This is a genomic window from Variovorax sp. CAN15 (assembly GCF_030462475.1).
Classification (GTDB): domain Bacteria; phylum Pseudomonadota; class Gammaproteobacteria; order Burkholderiales; family Burkholderiaceae_C; genus Variovorax.
The window spans coordinates 24,421-42,975 of record NZ_JASMRZ010000044.1 but is presented as its reverse complement, the minus strand read 5'-3'; the positions used below and the strand labels follow the sequence as shown (position 1 = coordinate 42,975).

Below are 18,555 nucleotides of genomic sequence, written 5' to 3'. Positions count from 1 at the left end.
CCCGACGGCCGCGTGGTGGGCGGCGTGTGGCCGACCGACGCCGCGCAGAACGGCGCCAACGGCCCCTACCCGACGCCGGCCGCGAGCGACCCGCGCTACAGCATCAAGGTGCGCGTGAACGCGGGCGCCAACGTGCAGAAGCAGGACCTGCCCTACGACCCGGGCGGCGTGGTCTACGACAGCGTGAGCGGCACACCCGTGCCCGGCGCCGTGGTGAAGCTGGTCGGCCCTCCCGGCTTCGACCCCGCGCAGCACCTGCTCGACGGACGCGACAGCTACACCACCGGCCCCGCCGGCTACTACGACTTCTTCGTGCTGCCGGGCGCACCTGCCGGTGAATACCGCCTGGTCGTCACGCCGCCGGGCGCCTACCTGCCCTCCACCATGTACCCGGCTGCGGCCGGCGCGCTGGGCACGCAGTCGTGCGCCGCGCCCGCCAACGGACCGGCGCCCGCGCAGACCAACCCCTGCGTGGTGAGCCCCGGCGCGGCACTGGTGACCGGTGCGGGCTACTACATGGTGTTCCAGATGCCGGGCGGCGGCGGCCAGCACGTGGTGGCCAACAACATCCCGCTCGACCCGTCGAACGCCACGCTCATCGAGCTGCGCAAGACCACCTCGAAGCTGACCGTGAAGAAGGGCGAGCTGCTGCCCTACCGCATCACGGCGCGCAACACGCGAGGCACCAGGGTGCCGGGCGTGGCCGTGGTCGACACGCTGCCGCCGGGCTTCCGCTACATCCAGGGCTCTCTCAGCGTGCGCACGCTGCCCGGCGGCGTGGCGCTGCCGGTGGTGCCGCAGGTCAGCGGCCGCCAGGTCGTGGTGCCCGGCCAGAACTTCGCGCCCAACGAGACCAAGGAATACCTGATGGTCGCGGGCGTCGGTGTCGGCGTGGGCGAAGGCGAGTTCGTCAACCAGGTCGTCGCCACGCAGGGCGTGGGCGGCCGGACGCTGTCGAACCAGGCCACCGCCGCCGTGCGCGTGGTGCCCGACGCCCTCTTCGACTGCACCGACGTGATCGGCAAGGTCTACGACGACAGGAACGCCAACGGCTACCAGGACGACGGCGAGCCCGGCATCGCGAACGTGCGCATCGCCACCGTCAACGGCGTGCTGGCCACCACCGACGCCGAGGGCCGCTACCACATCGCCTGCGCCGCCATTCCGAAGGAAGGCACCGGCAGCAACCTGGTGCTCAAGCTCGACGAGCGCACCCTGCCCTCGGGCTATCGCACCACCAGCGAGAACCCGGCGGCCGAGCGCGCCACGCGCGGCAAGGTGCTGAAGATCAACTTCGGCGCCACCGTGCACCGCGTGGTGCGCCTCGCGCTGCAGGGCGCGGCCTTCGACGACGGCGCCGCCACGCTGCGCGCCGCCTTCGCGGGCGAACTCGACCGCACGGTGAAAGTGCTGGCCGAGAAGACCGCCGTGCTGCGGCTGGCCTACAAGGCCGCGCCGGGCGAGCCCGCATCGCTGGGCCGCGACCGCACCGACGCGGTGAAGGCCGCGGTGCTCTCGCGCTGGAAGCAGCTCGGCGAGCAGCGCGCCGCTCGCAACGAGCCGCCGCTCTTCAACCTGGACGTCGAGATCGAGCTGGTGCCTGCCGCCGCCTCCGAACCGGAGGCCAAGCCATGACGCGAGGAAAAGACACCGCCGCCATGACCCGACCACAGACACCGAACCCGATCGAGCGAGCCGACATGAAAAGAAAGAAGAAAGCGCTTCCGAAGCGCATGGCCCTTGCGGGCGCCGTGGCCGCCGCCTGCCTGAGCATGGGCCTGGCGTCCGCGCAGGAATCCGCCGTGCGCGGCCGCATGCTGGATCGCGCCGCGGCCGACCCGCGCGCGGTGGAGATCGACGGCGCACGCCGCCTGCCGCGCAGCAGCGAACGCGAGCTGCCCAAGGCCACCTTCGTGCTCGGCGACGAGCGCGCGGCGCAGCCGTCAGCGGTGGCCGCCGCTCCCGCTGCGACGCCCGTCGAACGCAGCCAGGCCGGCACGCCGCATTTCGATTCCGGCGCCGACGGCCTCTCCCCCGCCGACCGCGCGCAGCTCGACCGCATCGCCGGGCAGGTGAAGGGCCGCGACGGCCTGCGCTTCGAGATCGTCGGCCATACCGACACGCAGGCACTGAGCGCGAAGTCGCGCGAGCGTTTCGCCGACAACCACGCGCTGGGCCTGGCCCGCGCGCAGCAGGCCGCGCGCTACATCACGCAGCGCCTCGGCCTGCCGGAGACGGCCGCGTCCGCGAGCTCGCGCGGCCCCGACGCGCCCGTGGCGACACCCGCCACCGACCCCGCCAACTGGGCAGCCAATCGCCGCGTGGAGGTCCGCGTGTACTGGCGCGATGCGCCCGTTGCCACAGCCCCCGTCGCCGCGCCCGCCGACCCCGGCGTGTGCCGCACCTTCACCGCCTTCGGCACCGACGACGCGCCGCTTCGCCTGAGCGTGGACGGCCAGTTGCTGCCGGCGGACGGCAAGCAGCCCGCGGCCGATGGCACCACCAGCGCCGACCGCCAGCGCTGCGTCGACGTGCAGCTGGAGCGCAACCAGCTGCGCCTGCAGTACGACAACCTCTCGCAGCCACGCCGCCTGAGCGCCAGCGCATGGCCCACCACCGTGGTGGCCGGCGACACGGTGCGCTTCGCGGGCTACAGCAACTACCTGCTCTTCACATCGAAGGCCGAACTGCGCGTGTACACCGCCAACGAGGCGATGCAGCGCCGCCTGCTGGCCACAGTGCCGCTGGACGCCGGCCTGCGCGGCGAATGGCAGGTGCCCGAGGGCCTGCTCGACCGCCTGCCCGAAAGCGCGAGCGGCAAGCTCTATTACCGCGTGCGCGTGTACGACCGCCAGGGCCGCTTCGACGAGACCGATGACCTCTCGCTCACGCTCGCAAAGCGCCACAAGCCCGAGACTGGCACCCCGCCCGACGCGGCGCGGGAGCTGCTGCGCGGCTATGGCCAGAACAACATCGCCATCGCCAACATTCCGCTGAGCGCGGGCACCGTCACCGCCAGCGGCGCGGCCATCCGCCCCGGCGAGAGCGTGCGCGCGCTGGGCTTCGCGGTGCCGGTGGACGAGGCCGGGCGCTTCGTGTTCCAGCAGCTGGTGCCGCGACGCGTGCAGACCGGAGAGATCGCCGTCACCGACGCGCAGGGCGCCACGCGCGTTTACCGGCGCGACTTCGACCTGCCCACCAGCGACTGGTTCTTCGTCGGCCAGGCCGACCTCACCGTGGGCAGCAACAGCGTGAGCGGCCCGGCCGCGATCATGACCAACGACAAGAACCGCTACGGCGGTGGCGGCTGGAGCGAAGGCCGCATCGCCGGCTACGCCAAGGGCCAGCTCAACGACCGCTGGACGCTCACGGCCAGCGTCGACACGGAAGAGCGACCGCTGAAGGAGCTGTTGCGCAACCTCGACCGGAAAGACCCGACCTCCCTCTTCCGCCGCTTCGACCCGGAGGACTCGTGGAGCACCTTCGGCGACGACTCCACCACCGTCGAGGACGCGCCCACGCAGGGCCGCTTCTACCTGCGCGTGGACGACGGCCGCTCGCAGGCGATGTGGGGCAACTTCAAGCTCAACTTCGGCGACACCGAGCTCACCCGCGTGAGCCGCGGCCTCTACGGCTTCCACGGCCGCTACCTCGGCGAGGAGTCGACCTCCTTCGGCGAGGCGCGCCTGAAGGTCGACGCCTTCGCGGCCGAGCCCGGCACGCTGGCCGCGCGCGAGGAGTTCCGCGGCACCGGCGGCTCGCTCTACTACCTGCGCAACCAGGACATCACGCGCGGCGCCGAGCGCGTGACGCTGGAGATCCGCGACCGCGACTCGGGCCTGGTGCTCAAGCGCACGCAGCTCGTGCCCACCACCGACTACGAGATCGACTACCTGCAGGGCCGCGTGCTGCTGTCGGCACCGCTGCCCAGCCTGTCGGACGATGGCTCGCTGGTGCGCGCGGGCGGCTTCACCGGCATGCCGACCTACCTGGTGGTGGACTACGAATACACGCCGCTGGCCACCTCGCTCGACACGCTGGCCGTGGGCGGCCGCGTCTCCTGGTGGGCCAACGACCACGTGGGCGTGGGCGTCACCGCCTCGCGGCAGGACCAGATCGGCGGCGACCAGCGCCTGGCCGGCGCCGACATCACGCTGCGCAAGACCGAGAACACCTACCTCAAGGGCGAGTTCGCGCGCAGCCGCGGGCCGGGCACCACGCAGCTCGACTCGATGGACGGCGGCTTCAGCTTCACAGGCCGCAACGGCTCCCTGACCAACGGACTGGGCAACGGTCCCACCGGCAGCGCCAGCGCATGGCGCCTCGAAGGCCAGGCAGACCTTGGCGACTTCGACATCCGCGGCGGCGGCCGAGTGAGCGCCTATGCCCAGTCGCGCGATGCCGGTTTCTCGGCGCCGGGCCAGTACGCGAGCAACGCCACGCGCCAGGCCGGCGTGCAGGCCACCGTGCCCTTCGGCGAGAAGGCGGAGAACGGCGAGCTGCGCCTGAAGGCCGACCGCCGCGACGAACAGAACGGCTACAACAGCAGCGTGCTCGACGCGCAGTACTCGCTGGCCCTGTCGCCCGAGTGGAAGCTGGGCCTGGGCCTGCGCTACGACGACAAGACCGGCGACGCGCTCATCACCAGCCCGTCGCTTCCGACCACGCAGGCGGTGTCGGGCGAGCGCGCCGACGCGGCCGTGCAGCTCGAATACACCGGCGCCGACCGCTGGAGCGCCTACGGCTTCGCGCAGAAGACGCTGCGGCGCACCGGCACGCGGCTGGAGAACGACCGGCTGGGCTTCGGCGGTCGCTACCGCGTCAACGACAAGCTGGCGCTGCGCGGCGAGCTCTCTACCGGCGACGGCGGCTTCGCGGGCAAGGCCGGCGTCGACTACCAGTACGACGACCGTTCCAGCGTCTACATGACCTACGTATCGGACACCGGCCGCACCGACGAGAACCTCATCGGCCGCGGCGGCAGCCTGGTAACGGGCGTGCGCTCGCGCGTGGGCGACGGCCTCACGCTCTTCACCGAGCACCGCCAGGCCACCGGGGCGCAGCCGGGCCTCACGCACGCCTACGGCGTGCAGTACGCACCCGACACGCACTGGACCTTCGGCGTCAACTTCGAGAACGGCTGGGTCGGTGCCGAGACGCTCGGCGCCACGCGCCGCCAGGCCGTGGCCTTCACCAGCGGCTATTCGAGCGAGCGCCTGAAGTACAGCGGCGGCCTCGAATACCGCAAGGACCGCACCACCGCCGAGACGCGCACCAGCTGGCTGGTGAAGAACTCCTTCAGCTGGAAGGTGGACGACGACTCGCGCTGGATCGGCAAGTTCAACTGGGCCGACAGCGACAGCACCACCGGCACGCTGGCCGCCGCCAAGTACACCGAGGCCATGCTCGGCTACGCGCTGCGCCCGGCTCTGAACGACCGGCTGAACCTGCTGTTCAAGTACACCTACCTGTACGACCTCTCGTCGCCGGGCCAGGTGGTGTCGGGCGGCGTCGACTCGACGCTGGGCACGGTCTCGACCACCGGCATCGACTACCAGCAGCGCAGCCACGTTTTCGCCATCGACGCCACCTGGGACCTCAACGAGCGCTGGACGCTGGGCGGCAAGTACGCCTGGCGCCGCGGTGAGCTGCGCGCGAGCCGCGACAACTCGGCGCCGTGGTTCAAGAGCTCGGCCGAACTCGCGGTGCTGCGCGTCGACTGGAAGCTGGTGCGCAACTGGGACTGGATGCTCGAATGGCGCACCCTGCGCGCGAAGGAACTCAAGGACCGCAAGAGCGGCTGGGTCACCGCTGCTTACTACCACGTCAACGAGAACCTGAAGGTGGGCATCGGCTACAACTTCACCGACTACTCCGACAACCTCACGGACATGAGCTACCGCAGCAAGGGGTGGTTCCTGAACGTGCTCGGCAAGTTCTGACGAGGCCTCTCATGCGCGAACGCAACGACGAGATTCCCATCACGGTTCCGCTGGTCGACATCGCGCAGACGCTGGCGCGCGCGGGCCTCCTCGATACACGAGGAGACCGCTACCGGCTCTACGAGGAATGGGCCCGCGACTTCCAGGCCGACTTCGAGGCCCGCGCGGCCGCGGGCCGCGAGCCGGGCAGCACCTACCTGCGCGACGTGACCACCTTCGCGCTGCGCCGCGCGGCCGCCTACGGCTTCGCGACGCGCTGCGAGGACTACGGCCCGCGCCTTTGCAGCGAAGTGCGGCTGGTGGCCGGCGTGCGCTGACACCGAAATGAAGAAGACCGACGTTCTCGTGACGGTGATCGGCATGGCGCGCGAGGGCCTGGGCTTCACGCCCACCGACGCGCTCGCCTGCATCAGCGAGCTGATCGAACAGGAAGACAAGCAGAACCCGCTGCACGACGCCAACGTGGAACGGCTGCTGCGGCTGGGCGCCTGCGTGTGGAGCCTGAGGCACGGCATGCTGGCGCCGCCCTCCTCCAGGGGTCTGCCGCGGGAAGCGCTGAAGCAGCCGGAATAAATAGGCAGGGGCGACGCAGGCACCCGCGACATGGCGCTTGCATTCATTCAATAATTCAAATATTCTCGAATCATGGAAGAATCAAAAGCCATCCAGTCGCTCGCCGCGCTTGCCCAGCCGCTGCGCCTTCGCGTCTTTCGCGCCCTCGTCGTGGCCGGCCCCGAGGGCCTGACGCCCGGGGCCCTGGTCGAAGCGATGGGCGTGCCGGCCACCAGCCTGTCGTTCCACCTGAAGGAGCTGACCAACTCCGGCCTCATCACGCAGGAGCGCAGCGGCCGTAACCTGGTCTACCGCGCCGCCTTCGAGCAGATGGATGCACTGCTGGGCTTCCTCACCCAGAACTGCTGCGCGGGCGCCCCCTGCGCGGTGGAAGACAGAACCAGGTCCTGCAACAGCCAAGGAGCCACCCCATGAAGCGATTCCACGTTCACCTGCACGTCGACGACCTGCACAAGAGCATTGCGTTCTATTCCCGCCTGTTCGCCGCCGAGCCCGCGCGCGTCGAGGCCGACTATGCCAAATGGATGCTCGAAGACCCCCGCGTGAACTTCGCCATCTCGACCTTCGGCAGCGGCAAGGGCATCGACCACCTGGGCATCCAGGCCGAAGACGAAGGCGAGCTGCTGGAGCTGCGCTCGCGCGCCGAGCTGGCCGATCGATCCTTGCTCGACGAAGGCGAAACCAGCTGCTGCTACGCCCGCAGCGACAAGCACTGGGTGACCGACCCGCAGGGCATCGCCTGGGAGCACTACCGCACGCTCGACACGGTGCCCGTGCACGGCATTCCGCGCGAGCAGGCCTCCGCCTGCTGCGTCACCCCCGGCAAGGCCAGCGCCTGCTGCTGAGCCACCAAGAAAACCCGCCCCTCATGACCGACACCACCACCGCCCCCCTCAACGTGCTCTTTCTCTGCACGCACAACTCCGCGCGCAGCATCCTCGCCGAAGCGGTGCTCAACGACATCGGCGCCGGGCGCTTCAGGGCCTACTCGGCCGGCAGCAGCCCGCGCACGAACCAGCAGCCCAACCCGATGGCCATCGAGGTACTGCAGAAGGCCGGCATCGATACATCGGGCCTGCGCAGCAAGAGCTGGGACGAGTTCGGAAAGCCGGATGCCCCCCGCATGGACCTCGTCGTCACCGTGTGCGACAACGCAGCCGGCGAGACCTGTCCCTACTGGCCCGGCCAACCGGCGACTGCACATTGGGGCTATGCCGATCCCTCGGAGACGGTGGGCGACGACGACCGCAAGCGCGAAGCCTTCCGCCAGACCCTGCACGCCATCCGCCGTCGCCTCGAGCTGCTGGTGAACCTGCCGGCGGCCAGCCTCGACAGGATGGCGCTGCAGGCCACCGCGCGCGAACTGGCCAGGTCCTGAAGCGCGATGTCGTCCTCCATCGCACCGGCCCGCGCGGACCAGCCCGCCGCGCAGCCTTCCATCGGCGGCTTCGAGCGCTACCTCACCGTATGGGTGGCGCTGTGCATCGTCGCCGGCGTGGCACTGGGCCAATGGTTTCCGGCCGCATTCCAGGCGGTGGCGCGCCTCGAAGTCGCCAAGGTCAACCTGCCGGTGGGCCTGCTCATCTGGGTGATGATCGTGCCGATGCTCCTGAAGATCGACTTCGCAGCGCTCGGGCAGGTCAAGGCGCATTGGCGTGGCATCGGCGTGACGCTGGTGGTCAACTGGTTCGTCAAGCCGTTCTCGATGGCGCTGCTGGGCTGGCTCTTCGTGCGCCACGCGTTCGCGCCGCTGCTGCCGGCGGACCAGATCGACAGCTACGTGGCCGGCCTGATCCTGCTCGCGGCGGCGCCCTGCACCGCGATGGTCTTCGTGTGGAGCCAGCTCTGCCGGGGCGATCCGTACTTCACGCTGTCGCAGGTCGCGCTCAACGACGCGCTGATGGTCGTCGGCTTCGCTCCGCTGGTGGCGCTTCTGCTGGGGCTGTCGTCGATCACGGTGCCCTGGGCCACGCTGCTGATCTCGGTGGGCCTGTACATCGTGGTGCCAGTCGCCATCGCGCAGATGCTGCGCCGCCATCTCCTGAAGAAGGGCCAGGCGCAGCTGCAGGCCGTGGGCGCCCGCCTCGGCCGCTGGTCCATCGGCGCGCTGCTGCTGACGCTGGTGCTGCTCTTCGCGTTCCAGGGCGAGGCGATCATCGCGCAGCCGCTGGTGATCGCGCTGCTGGCCGTGCCGATCCTCTGCCAGGTGGTGCTGAACTCGGGGCTGGCCTACCTGCTGAACCGCAAGCTCGGCGTGGCGCACTGCGTCGCGGGGCCATCGGCGCTGATCGGCGCGAGCAACTTCTTCGAGCTGGCCGTCGCAACAGCCATCAGCCTCTTCGGCTTCCAGTCGGGCGCGGCGCTGGCCACGGTCGTCGGGGTACTGATCGAAGTGCCCGTCATGCTGGCCGTCGTGTCCATCGTGACCCGGTCCCGGGATTGGTACGAGCGGGGGCTGCCGCGCTGACGAACGCCTGTGGCACCATGCCCTGCCCCGGGGGCCATCGGCCTACAGGGGAAAGCGACAACCGGATACAAAACCGGACGCCCGAAAATCGGATGAGTCGATTCATCGCTGATAGAAATCGGCGCAATCAACCCCTTTGGAGAATCACTTGCGCATAGCCACCTGGAACGTCAACTCCCTCACCGCGCGCCTGCAGCACGTGCTCGACTGGCTCATCGCCAACCCGGTCGACGTGCTGTGCCTGCAGGAGCTGAAGATGACGGATGACAAATTCCCGCTCGACGTGCTGAAGTCGGCCGGCTACGAGGCCGCGGTGTTCGGCCAGAAGACCTACAACGGCGTCGCGATCCTGAGCCTTGCGCCGGTGCGCGACGTGGTGAAGAACATCACCGGCTTCAGCGACGACCAGTCGCGCGTGATCGCGGCCACGGTGGAGACGCCCTCGGGCCCGCTGCGCGTGGTCAACGGCTACTTCGTCAACGGCCAGGCGCCAGGCACGGACAAGTTCGAATACAAGATGAAGTGGCTCGACGCGCTGCGCGACGCGCTGCGGCAGGAACTGGCGGCCAACCCGAACCTCGTGCTGCTGGGCGACTTCAACATCACGCCCGAGGACCGCGACAGCTTCGACCCCGTTGGCCTGAAGGAAACGATCCACCACACGACCGAAGAGCGCAACCACTTCAAGGCGCTCCTCGACCTGGGCCTGAAAGACAGCTTCCGCATGTTCGAGCAGCCCGAGAAGAGCTACTCGTGGTGGGACTACCGCATGCTGGGCTACCAGAAGAACCGCGGCCTGCGCATCGACCACATCCTGGTGAGCGAGCCGCTGGTGCCGCGCGTGAAGGGCTGCGTCATCGACCGCGTGCCGCGCAAGTGGGAAAAGCCCAGCGACCACGCGCCGGTGGTGCTCGACCTGGACCAGGGTGCCTGAGGCCATGGCCGCGCGCAAACTGGCGCTGGTCGCCATCGCGCTGATGCTCTCGGCCTGCTCGCTGCTGAAGCCGTCGGACAAGGCCAGGGAAGACGACAAGGACACCGCGACCCCGCCCACGGGCGAGACCGCGACCAGCGGCCGCGAGGTGCCGACCGTGCGGCTCATCACCGCGCAGACGCCCGCCGTGCGCGCCTATCGCAAGATCGGCGCACGCCACCTCTACAACAAATACGCGAGCCGCATCTACAAGGGCAAGCTGCCGCCGCTGATGTATGCCGTGGTGGTGGTGGAGACCGACATCGATGCGACGGGCAAGGTGGTCAACGTCACCTTCAGCCGCACGCCGAGCCACGCGCCGGAAGTGGCGCCGATGATCGCGGAAATGATCAAGGCCGCGTCTCCCCTGCCCAACCCGGGCAAGCTCGGAGGCCACACCTACGTGGACACCTGGCTCTGGGACAGGAGCGACAAGTTCCAGATCGACTCGCTGACCCAGGGGCAGAGAAGCCGCTGAAATGAAAAATGTCCGCTGTCAAGTCTTCCATGCAGACATGCAGCGGGGCAAAAGGTCTTATGGGGTAGTAGGTTAGGCTAGATTTCAGCCGTTGTGTGCTCTTGCTGCTTTTCGAGCTAGGTGTCGCATAGGCGCTTCGCGGTGGTAAGCGCAAGGGCACCGCAGCAGGCAAGGTCGCATCGGTCGTCATAGTCCTGCACTCCCAGAAAGCTCCTCAAAAGCGAAAGCGCAGCCAGTGGGCTGCGCCTTCTTGGTGAGTGGATGGCGGATACGCCCGCATCGTCAACCCGACTTCGGCGGTGCGGCCTTGCTCCCGCTTCCCTTCCTGAATCCCCGATCCCCCGCCATGAACGCCTCCAGCATGTGCGGAATCAACGTCGTCGCATCGACCGCTTTGCCGTATGCCTGCGCGTGCAACGCGGCGTAGCGGTCGAGGTCGGCTTTCAGGCTGGCCGGGCAAGCGAAGGTCAGCTTCACATTCTCGGTCTTGGGCAGCGGCCCGAGCCGCAGCCTCTTGGTCGCGCTCATCGCATTGCACCCCGATTGAAGAACAGTGGCTGGTACGGCCGCAACACCAGATCGCGATTGACGATGATCCGCACCGGCAGGCCCGGCCGTTCGGTCAGCGTCGGCTGGATGTTCATGTTGCGCCGGATCATCTCCTGGCCGACCTGGTTGATGCTGTCCTGCGCGCTGTCGCGWCCGGCGATCACGATCCGGTTGCCGTTCTGCCGGTTCTCCGGCGCGGCCAACTCGGCACCCACGCCCAGCAACGTGGTCAACGCCGCACCCGCGAAGACGCGATCCCAGTGCCAATCGACGCCATCCTCCAGGCCGGCGTAACCGGCCGGGTCGGTGCCCGCGAGGTTGTCGAGCTTCAGCGAAGACGTGTCCGGCAGGATGACGCGGTTCCACACCACCTGCACGCGGCTCTGCCCGTAGCTCACCTGGCTGTTGTATTTGCCCAGGATGCGCGAGCCTTGGGGGATCAGCAGAAACTTGCCCGTGGCCGTGTCGTAGACCGGCTCCGTCACCGTGACGATCACGTCGCCCGGCAAGTCCGACTTGATGCCCGTCACCAGCGCCCCGGCGATCACCGTTCCCGCCATGACCTGATACGGCGAGACCGGCATTTGCAGATTGCCGGAGTTGCGGGTTTCCGTAGAACCGCCTTTCAGGAACGCCTCTTTCTGGTCTTGCCGGTTCTGCACCGCGGTGGGGTCGGCAGGCTGGGCCGCCGTCGAGGCTGGCCCGGCGGCCAGCGGGTCGAAGCCGGCCAAGGCGCTGCCAGGCGCARCCGCAGCGGCTTGCGCTGTTCCCGGTGCGGCGGCCTTGCCCTGGTTGCCCGAGCGGAAGAACACCGACGAACCCGCCGCCGCATCAGCCTCCTTGCGCCGTGCATCCTCCGGGTCGTGCCCCGGTGGCGCATACGTCGGCGTCACCGGCTGCTGCGACTTCACGATGGCCGGGCCGAGATCGCCCGGCAGCGGCGGCCCCAGCTCGGGCACCTTCGGCGGCAGCTTCGAGTAGTCGGCCGGCAGGCCATCCAGCCCTTCGGACTTCGACACGCGATCGACGTTGTACAGCTCGGTCTGCTCGCCCGCGCCACGCCGATGCGGCTGCAATGACCAGATCGTGGCCCCCAGCACGGCGACCGACAGGCCGCCGACGAGGATGGCCAGCGTGCGCCGGTTCAAGCGTGTGACCGGACGCGGCTGGGCGCGCAGCGCCACCGCCTCGGGTGCTACCTTGCCCGCCTGCGGCGCGGCGAGGTCAGGAGTGTCGTCCTGGCTCATGGTCAGTTCCTCCGCGCCACGCCATCCGTGCGCTCGATCCGCACCACGTCACCGCCATCACCGCCCAGGCGCAGTTCGGCCGCGCCGAACAGCCGATCCACGATGTAGTACGGCGGGCGGAAACGGTAGTTCACCAGTTGCCCGTCGCCCTGCGCGCCGATCACGAACAAGGGCGGCAACTCGCCTTGCGCGATGCCCGGCGGGAACTGGATATAGACCTTCTCGCCGTCATCGAAGGCGCGCAGCGGCTTCCACGGCGGATTGCTGCCCGACACGGCGTAGCGGAAGCGGATCTTCTCCAGCGACAGGCCGGTATCGACCGGCGCGGCGGCGCTGGCCGCCTGCGACTGGCGCTGCAAGGCCAGCATCTTGTCCTTGGGATATTCCCAGGACACCGACGCCATCCACGTCTTCTCTGTCGATGTCAGTTCCAGCAGGTAGGTGCGCCGGCTGGTGGTGATGACCAGATTCGTCTTCAACCCCGAGCGGATCGGCTTGACCATCACATTGACGCGCAGCGCATCACCGCTGCCGCTCGATGTGTCCCCGACGATCCAGCGTACCGTGTCGCCCGCCGCCACCGTCACCAGCTCCTCACCGGGCTGGAGCGCGATTACCGTCACGCGGCCTACGGCCGCATAGACCTGATACAGCGCGCCGTCCGTGAAGGGCCAGACTTGAATTGCGTTGACGTAGCCCTCGCGCGTCGGTGCAATGCGCGCTTCGGCATTGGCGCGGGACACGCGCACGGTTTCATCGGCGGGTTCCGGCGTGGGCTTGGCATCCGGCACACTTTTCATCTGCGCCGGCATCGGCAGCACCTGCGGCACGGTCACCACCTCCACAGGCGCAGGCGGCTCTGGCAGCGGCTGGGCCTGTACCGGCTCATCAAGCGAAATGGTCGGCGGCGGCTTGCCCTGCGTGGCGCAGCCAGAGAACAGCACGGTCGAAGCCAGAAGCATCACCGGCAAGACGGATTTACGGAAAAGATCATTCATGGTTTTGCTCCTTCGTTTCCTTCCAGTTCGCGGCTCCACGACAGGCCGTTGACGTAGATGCCCAGGGGGTTCTTGCGCAGGCGCTGCTCGGTGCGCGGCGTCTGCTGCACGATGGAAACCACGGCGTTCCAGCGTTCGGTGCGATCCAGCGCGCCATTGACGAAGCGCGTCTCCGTCCAGCGCACGTTGAAAGACGTGTCACTGGCGCGGGTCACGCTGGTGATCTGCACCGTCACTGACTCCTTGCCGATGCGCGCGAACGGATCGTTCACGCGGGCGTACTCGTTGAGCACAACAGCGCCCTTGTCGGTCGTGTAGTCGTAGGCATCGAGCCAGTTCTGCCGCACCACGATGGGGTCGATGGACAGGCTGCGCACCAGGCCGATGAAGCGGCCCAGGTGGTAGGCGATCTGCGCATCGCTGGGCCGGTACGGCGTGGCGGCCTCGCCGACCGCGCGCACCTGGCCCGCGTTATCCACCTCGATGACGTAGGGCGTGACGATGGATTGCGCGGAGCGCCAGACCAGACCACCGGCCATCAGCACGGCCAAGGTGAGGCAGCCAAAGGCCATGAAACGCCAGTTTCTAGCCTGCACGCGGGCCGAGCCGATGCGCTCGTCCCAGACTTGCGCGGCGGATTGGTACGGGGTGGCAGGCTGCGGCGTGTCGGCGTAGCGCACCTGCGGTCGTTTGAATCGCATGGGAGTTCTCCTTGAAGATCAGGATTCGGAATCGCGCAGGCTTGGCCCCTGGCTGGAGCTGCCGCCATCGCCGCCGCGCAGCGTGTGGGCGGCGGTCGTAGCGGCATGGGTGAGTTGCTGCCTGCGGTGCAGGCGCTTGGCCCAGGCGGGTTGTTCGGTGGATGGGGTTGGCTCGTTTGCCGCCTGGGCGGCACCGGCCCCAGACGCCGATCCGGCGTCGTCGGGTCGAAAGGCCGCCGCCATGCGCTCCTTCATCGAACGCGCGCCATAGGCCACCTTCTGCCCGGCCGCCTGCGCGCCGGTCTTGGCGACATTGCCCACGCCGGCGGCAGCGCCCTTGAGGCCACCGCCGGCGGATGCAGAACCTGCCTGAAACGCTGACCGGGCGCTGCTCGCGGCTCCGGTGGCGGCACGCGCTCCGCTACCGGCCAGCTTGGCGGCTGCGGGCGCCATGCGCGCCCCGGCGGCGACTGCGCCGCCGACGCCCGTGGCCGCAGCGCCCACGGCAACGGCAGCGCCGGCCGCGCCCAGCGCCGCACCGGCCATCGCACCCGCGCCGAGTTGCGGCCCGCCGGACACCAGCCCGGTCGCAATGCCCGGCCCGAAAATGCCCAAGGCCAGCAGCGTCAGCGAGGCCAGCATCACGACCACGGAGTGGTCGATGGATGGCTCGGCGGGCTGTACCTGAAACTCCGCGAACAGCCCCGAACCAATGCCCACGATCACCGCCAGCACCAGCACCTTGATGCCGGACGACACCACATTGCCCAACACCTTCTCGACTAGGAACGCCGTCTTGTTCCAGAGGGCGAACGGCACGAGCACGAAGCCCGCGAGCGTGGTCAGCTTGAACTCGATCAGCGTGACGAAGAGCTGCACCGCCAGCACGAAGAAGCTGACGATGACCACCAGCCACGCGAGGAACAGCACGACGATGGGCGCGATATTGATGAACACCTCGGGGAAGCCCGCCATCTCCCGGATCTGGTCGAGGATGGGCGCCGCCGCGTCGATGCCGGCCTTGGCCAGCCGTCCCGGCTGCAGGAAGTTGCCCATGCTCAAGGTCGAGCCGCTGGCCGTCAGGCCCAGCCCGGCGAAGGAACGGAACAGGATGCCCGCCAGGGTGTTGAAGTTGCCGATGATGTAGGCGAAAGCACCCACGTATAGCACCTTGCGGATCAGCTTGGCGATCACGTCCTCGCCCTGGCCGGTGGCATGCCCCATCGCCCAGAACAGCMCGGCCAACGTCATGTCGATGACGATCAACGTTGCGGTCAGGAACGCCACCTCGCCCTGCACCAGGCCGAATCCCGAGTCGATGTAGCGCGAGAAAACGTCGAGGAAGCGGTCGATGACCGAAACGTCGTTCATGGCCCGGCTCCGTCAGCGGCTGTAGAAGTTCACGGGCTGCGGCGTGTACGGCGTGCCAGTGCCCACGAAGCGCCGATTCACCTCGCGGCCACGCTCCACTGCGGCGGCCTGCCGCGCCAGCTCCAGCGAGGCCGCGCGGTCCTGCGTGATCTGCAAGCGCTGGGTCTGAATGGACTGCTTGGCCTGCAGGGCCAGCAACTGGTTCATGGCCTGCATCGCCTGGAGAGCGCCCACGGCGGACTGGCTCTTGCCCACGAGGTCGGCCAGCACGCCCTCGTCATCGCTCAGGTTCTGCGAAGCCTGGGCCTGCATCTGCATGGTGGTCTGAAGGCCAGTGAGCGTGTTCTTCCAGCGCTCCTGCGCATCGCGGTACATCTGATTGCCGCTGACGGTGGCGGAGTACTGTTCGGGGTACAGACGCTGGAACATCTGGTCCATGTTCGCCACGTCGTAGGCCATGCCCTTGGCCTGGGCGATGAGCCGCTGGGTGGTCGCCAGGTTGGCGCGCAGCTGGCCCACCACGCTGGACGGCAGGCTGGCCAGGTTGCGCGCCTGGTTGATGAGCATCTGCGCTTCGTTTTGGAGCTGGCGGATCTGGTTGTTGATCTGCTCCAGCGTGCGAACGGCGGTGAGCGTGTTCTGCACCAAATTGGTCGGATCGAACACGATGTCGCCAACGCCGAACAGTGCATGCGCGGGCTGCGCAATGCCGAAGGCGAGCACGCAGGCGGTGGTCAGCGCGGCGAGATTGTGGGCATGGGGTTTCATGGCAGGTTCTCCTGGGAATGGCTGGGGATGGGGGCGGCACCCGGCGCGGGGCCGGGGAAATCGCGCAGCAGATCGGCCGCCCAATCGAGGCTGCGGTGGCGCAGCCATGCGGCTGCGAACGGGGTGGAAGCGGAAGGTGTGGAGGTGCTGGCGGCAGCGAGCACCGCGTCGATGTCGCGCTGGTCCTGCGCCGTGGATGCGCCCGCGAAGGCCAGCGTCGCCGGTCCCAGGTCGAGGTCGAACAGGCGATTGCCGAGGCGGGATTGGTAGTAGTAGTCGCGCTTGGGCTGCGCGGTGGCGACGATCTCGATCTGGCGCAAGTTCAGCCCAAAGCCTTCGTAGATCGTGCGAATCTGCGGCTCGGTCGCCTGCGGGTTCGGCAGGAAGATGCGGCTCGCGCAGCTTTCGATGATCGCGGGCGCGATGCTCGAATCCTTGATGTCGGCCAGGCTCTGCGTGGCGAAGATGACCGACACGTTCTTCTTGCGCAACGTCTTGAGCCACTGGCGAATGCGCGCGGCAAACACCGGGTCATCGAGGAACAGCCAGGCTTCATCGAGGATCAGCAGCGTGGGCGCACCGTCAAAGCGCTCATCGAAGCGCGCAAAGAGGTAGTGCAGCACGGCCATGACGGCGGCCTTGCTGTGCATCAATTCCTCCATCTCGAAGCACTGCACGGAGCCAGCGCCCAGGCGATCCGAATCCGCATCCAGCAGCTTGCCGTGGGCGCCGCCCAGCACGTACGGCGCAAGCGCCTGGCGCAGCGCATTCGATTGCAGCAGTACCGACAGGCCCGTCATCGTGCGCTGTTCCATCGGCGCACCGGCGAGACTGCCGAGCGCCGACCAGATAGCGGCCTTCTCTTCGGGGCCGACGGCCACGCTCTCATGCCGCAAGCGCCCTTCGATCCATTCGGCGGCCCAGGTGCGGTAGCCCTCGCGGTCGATGCGGGCGAGAGGCTGAAACGCGATCTCGCCATCCATCCCGAGGTCGTAGTGCTCACCACCCAGCCCGAGGATGGTGGCGCGCATCGAGCGCCCCATGTCGAAGGCAAAGATGCGCGAGCCGCGATAGCGCCGAAACTGCATCGCCAAGGTGGCGAGCAGCACCGACTTGCCCATGCCCGTAGGGCCAGCCACCAGCGTGTGGCCCACGTCGCCGATGTGCGTCACCAGCCGGAACGGCGTCGCGCCCTCAGTGCGCGTGACGATCAGCGGCGGGCCGTCGAGGTGCGCGTTCTTCTCCGGCCCGGCCCATACCGCCGACACCGGCATCAGGTGCGCCAGGTTCAACGTGGAGACGATGGGCTGGCGGACGTTGGCGTAGGCATGGCCCGGAATGGACGACAGCCACGCATCCACGGCGTTGAGCGTTTCGGGGATGGTGACGAAGCCACGCCCCTGGATGACGCGCTCCACCCTGCGCAGCTTCTCGTTGGCCACGGCGGCATCCGCGTCCATGACGGTGACGGTCGCTGTCACGTAGCCGAAGGCCACTTGATCGCTGCCCAGCTCCTGCAAGGCGGCATCGGCATCGGTGGCCTTGTTGCTGGCGTCGGTATCGACCAGCGGGCTTTCCTGCTGGAAGATCGTCTCGCGCAGCAGCGCGATGACGTTCTTGCGTTTGGCGAACCACTGACGGCGCAGGCGGGCGAGTTCTTTTTCCGCCTCGGCTTTGTCCAGGCAGAGAAAGCGCGTACTCCAGCGATACGCGAAGCCCAGACGGTTGAGGTCGTCCAGAATCCCCGGCCAAGTCGAGATCGGAAAACCGCGCACCGACACCACGCGCAGGTGCTGGTCGCCCAGCATCGGCGCCAAGCCACCGATCAGCGGCGCGTCGGCCAGCAGCGCATCGAGGTGGAATGGCACCTCGGGCACGCCCACGCGGTAACGCCGTGTAGACACGGTGGCGTGCAGGTAGGTCAGCGTCTGGCTATCGTCGAGCCAGGCGATCTCCGGCATCACGCCGTCGAGCAGGTCAAAGATGCGTTCCGTCTCCGCGATGAAGGCAGTCAGGCGCTCGCGCCAATCGACGCCTTCGGTCAGCCGGTTCTCGTACAGCAGGCCCGCGGCACGGGCACGGGCCTCCTCGGGCGGCAGGTACACCAGCGTGAGGTGGTAGCCGCTCTCGAAGTGATTGCCCAAGTCCTCAAAGGCGGCCCGTCGCTCCTCGTCCACCAGCCACGACAGCGGCTCGGGAAACTCCGAGTGCGGGTAGTTGGCGGCGGGCCGGCGCTCGGCTTCGATGAACAAGGCCCAGCCCGAACCCAGCCTGCGCAGCGCGTTGTTCAACCGTGCTGACGTAGAGATCAGCTCGCCCTGCGTGGCACTGTCGAGGTCTGGCCCCCGAAAGCGCGCCGTGCGCTGGAAGGAGCCATCCTTATTCAGCACGACGCCCGGAGCGATCAGCCCGGCCCAAGGCAGCCAGTCAGCCAGCAAGGCCGGGCGCTGGCGGTATTCGGCAAGGTTCAGCATGCGATATCTCCCTT

The 18,555-nt window shown here is 68.3% G+C and carries 16 protein-coding genes and 1 pseudogene; 10 read left to right on the top strand and 7 right to left on the bottom strand.

Going from position 1 to position 18,555, the window contains the following annotated elements:
• The 10 genes and pseudogenes from QMO14_RS22335 to QMO14_RS22290 all read left to right on the top strand — a co-directional run.
• Positions 1–1,635 (top strand): annotated as a pseudogene (locus QMO14_RS22335) (hypothetical protein); the annotation flags it as partial.
• Positions 1,632–5,942 (top strand): OmpA family protein, encoded by a 4,311-nt coding sequence (locus tag QMO14_RS22330; protein WP_301509822.1) that lies wholly within the window; start codon positions 1,632–1,634, stop codon positions 5,940–5,942. The pseudogene QMO14_RS22335 and the gene QMO14_RS22330, both read left to right, overlap by 4 nt.
• A gap of 11 nt (positions 5,943–5,953) precedes the next feature.
• Entirely contained in the window at positions 5,954–6,259 is a 306-nt protein-coding gene (locus tag QMO14_RS22325; protein ID WP_301509821.1) for a hypothetical protein, read from the top strand.
• A 7-nt stretch (positions 6,260–6,266) separates the two neighbouring features.
• On the top strand, positions 6,267–6,515 hold the full coding sequence (locus tag QMO14_RS22320) for a hypothetical protein (RefSeq protein ID WP_301509820.1): 249 nt from the start codon (positions 6,267–6,269) through the stop codon (positions 6,513–6,515).
• 72 nt (positions 6,516–6,587) lie between these two features.
• Complete coding sequence (locus tag QMO14_RS22315) at positions 6,588–6,929, top strand: helix-turn-helix transcriptional regulator (RefSeq protein WP_301509819.1); 342 nt, start codon at positions 6,588–6,590, stop codon at positions 6,927–6,929.
• Positions 6,926–7,360: an ArsI/CadI family heavy metal resistance metalloenzyme gene (locus QMO14_RS22310; RefSeq protein ID WP_301509818.1), complete on the top strand. Its 435-nt coding sequence runs from the start codon at positions 6,926–6,928 to the stop codon at positions 7,358–7,360. Before QMO14_RS22315 ends, QMO14_RS22310 begins: the two co-directional genes overlap by 4 nt.
• 23 nt (positions 7,361–7,383) lie before the next feature.
• On the top strand, positions 7,384–7,893 hold the full coding sequence (locus QMO14_RS22305) for an arsenate reductase ArsC (RefSeq protein ID WP_301509817.1): 510 nt from the start codon (positions 7,384–7,386) through the stop codon (positions 7,891–7,893).
• Positions 7,894–7,899: 6 nt separating this feature from the next.
• Positions 7,900–8,982: an ACR3 family arsenite efflux transporter gene (gene arsB / locus QMO14_RS22300; RefSeq protein ID WP_301509816.1), complete on the top strand. Its 1,083-nt coding sequence runs from the start codon at positions 7,900–7,902 to the stop codon at positions 8,980–8,982.
• Between the two features lie 148 nt (positions 8,983–9,130).
• Positions 9,131–9,916, top strand: a complete 786-nt coding sequence (xth, locus tag QMO14_RS22295) for an exodeoxyribonuclease III (RefSeq protein WP_301509815.1) — start codon at positions 9,131–9,133, stop codon at positions 9,914–9,916.
• Between the two features lie 4 nt (positions 9,917–9,920).
• Complete coding sequence (locus QMO14_RS22290; RefSeq protein WP_301509814.1) at positions 9,921–10,433, top strand: hypothetical protein; 513 nt, start codon at positions 9,921–9,923, stop codon at positions 10,431–10,433.
• A gap of 282 nt (positions 10,434–10,715) precedes the next feature.
• Here the strand turns inward: QMO14_RS22290 and QMO14_RS22285 are convergent, their stop codons facing one another.
• Genes QMO14_RS22285 through trbE form a run of 7 tightly spaced genes read right to left on the bottom strand, consistent with a single transcriptional unit; the run spans position 10,716 to position 18,541 of the window.
• The gene (locus QMO14_RS22285; protein ID WP_012436242.1) at positions 10,716–10,961 is read right to left on the bottom strand and encodes a DUF2274 domain-containing protein; all 246 of its coding nucleotides are present in this window, start codon (positions 10,959–10,961) and stop codon (positions 10,716–10,718) included.
• Positions 10,958–12,229, bottom strand: coding sequence for a TrbI/VirB10 family protein (locus tag QMO14_RS22280; protein ID WP_301509813.1), 1,272 nt, complete (start codon positions 12,227–12,229; stop codon positions 10,958–10,960). Before QMO14_RS22280 ends, QMO14_RS22285 begins: the two co-directional genes overlap by 4 nt.
• Positions 12,230–12,231: 2 nt before the next feature.
• Entirely contained in the window at positions 12,232–13,227 is a 996-nt protein-coding gene (gene trbG, locus QMO14_RS22275; protein ID WP_012436240.1) for a P-type conjugative transfer protein TrbG, read from the bottom strand.
• A complete protein-coding gene (trbF, locus tag QMO14_RS22270) occupies positions 13,224–13,928 on the bottom strand; it encodes a conjugal transfer protein TrbF (protein ID WP_012436239.1) in 705 nt (234 codons plus the stop codon). Before trbF ends, trbG begins: the two co-directional genes overlap by 4 nt.
• A gap of 18 nt (positions 13,929–13,946) precedes the next feature.
• A complete protein-coding gene (gene trbL / locus QMO14_RS22265; protein ID WP_301509812.1) occupies positions 13,947–15,299 on the bottom strand; it encodes a P-type conjugative transfer protein TrbL in 1,353 nt (450 codons plus the stop codon).
• A gap of 12 nt (positions 15,300–15,311) precedes the next feature.
• On the bottom strand, positions 15,312–16,067 hold the full coding sequence (trbJ, locus tag QMO14_RS22260; RefSeq protein WP_012436237.1) for a P-type conjugative transfer protein TrbJ: 756 nt from the start codon (positions 16,065–16,067) through the stop codon (positions 15,312–15,314).
• Positions 16,064–18,541, bottom strand: coding sequence for a conjugal transfer protein TrbE (gene trbE, locus QMO14_RS22255; RefSeq protein WP_012436236.1), 2,478 nt, complete (start codon positions 18,539–18,541; stop codon positions 16,064–16,066). Before trbE ends, trbJ begins: the two co-directional genes overlap by 4 nt.
• Between the last annotated feature and the right edge of the window lie 14 nt (positions 18,542–18,555).

What these genes read in the sequence shown, in the direction of transcription:
- QMO14_RS22285 (WP_012436242.1), bottom strand. Translation starts at nt 10,961, where the DNA reads ATGAGCGCGACCAAGAGGCTGCGGCTCGGGCCGCTGCCCAAGACCGAG.
- QMO14_RS22315 (WP_301509819.1), top strand. Translation starts at nt 6,588, where the DNA reads ATGGAAGAATCAAAAGCCATCCAGTCGCTCGCCGCGCTTGCCCAGCCG.
- QMO14_RS22290 (WP_301509814.1), top strand. Translation starts at nt 9,921, where the DNA reads ATGGCCGCGCGCAAACTGGCGCTGGTCGCCATCGCGCTGATGCTCTCG.
- trbJ (WP_012436237.1), bottom strand. Translation starts at nt 16,067, where the DNA reads ATGAAACCCCATGCCCACAATCTCGCCGCGCTGACCACCGCCTGCGTG.
- trbG (WP_012436240.1), bottom strand. Translation starts at nt 13,227, where the DNA reads ATGAATGATCTTTTCCGTAAATCCGTCTTGCCGGTGATGCTTCTGGCT.
- arsB (WP_301509816.1), top strand. Translation starts at nt 7,900, where the DNA reads ATGTCGTCCTCCATCGCACCGGCCCGCGCGGACCAGCCCGCCGCGCAG.
- QMO14_RS22320 (WP_301509820.1), top strand. Translation starts at nt 6,267, where the DNA reads ATGAAGAAGACCGACGTTCTCGTGACGGTGATCGGCATGGCGCGCGAG.
- trbE (WP_012436236.1), bottom strand. Translation starts at nt 18,541, where the DNA reads ATGCTGAACCTTGCCGAATACCGCCAGCGCCCGGCCTTGCTGGCTGAC.
- QMO14_RS22305 (WP_301509817.1), top strand. Translation starts at nt 7,384, where the DNA reads ATGACCGACACCACCACCGCCCCCCTCAACGTGCTCTTTCTCTGCACG.
- QMO14_RS22310 (WP_301509818.1), top strand. Translation starts at nt 6,926, where the DNA reads ATGAAGCGATTCCACGTTCACCTGCACGTCGACGACCTGCACAAGAGC.
- trbF (WP_012436239.1), bottom strand. Translation starts at nt 13,928, where the DNA reads ATGCGATTCAAACGACCGCAGGTGCGCTACGCCGACACGCCGCAGCCT.
- QMO14_RS22330 (WP_301509822.1), top strand. Translation starts at nt 1,632, where the DNA reads ATGACGCGAGGAAAAGACACCGCCGCCATGACCCGACCACAGACACCG.
- QMO14_RS22325 (WP_301509821.1), top strand. Translation starts at nt 5,954, where the DNA reads ATGCGCGAACGCAACGACGAGATTCCCATCACGGTTCCGCTGGTCGAC.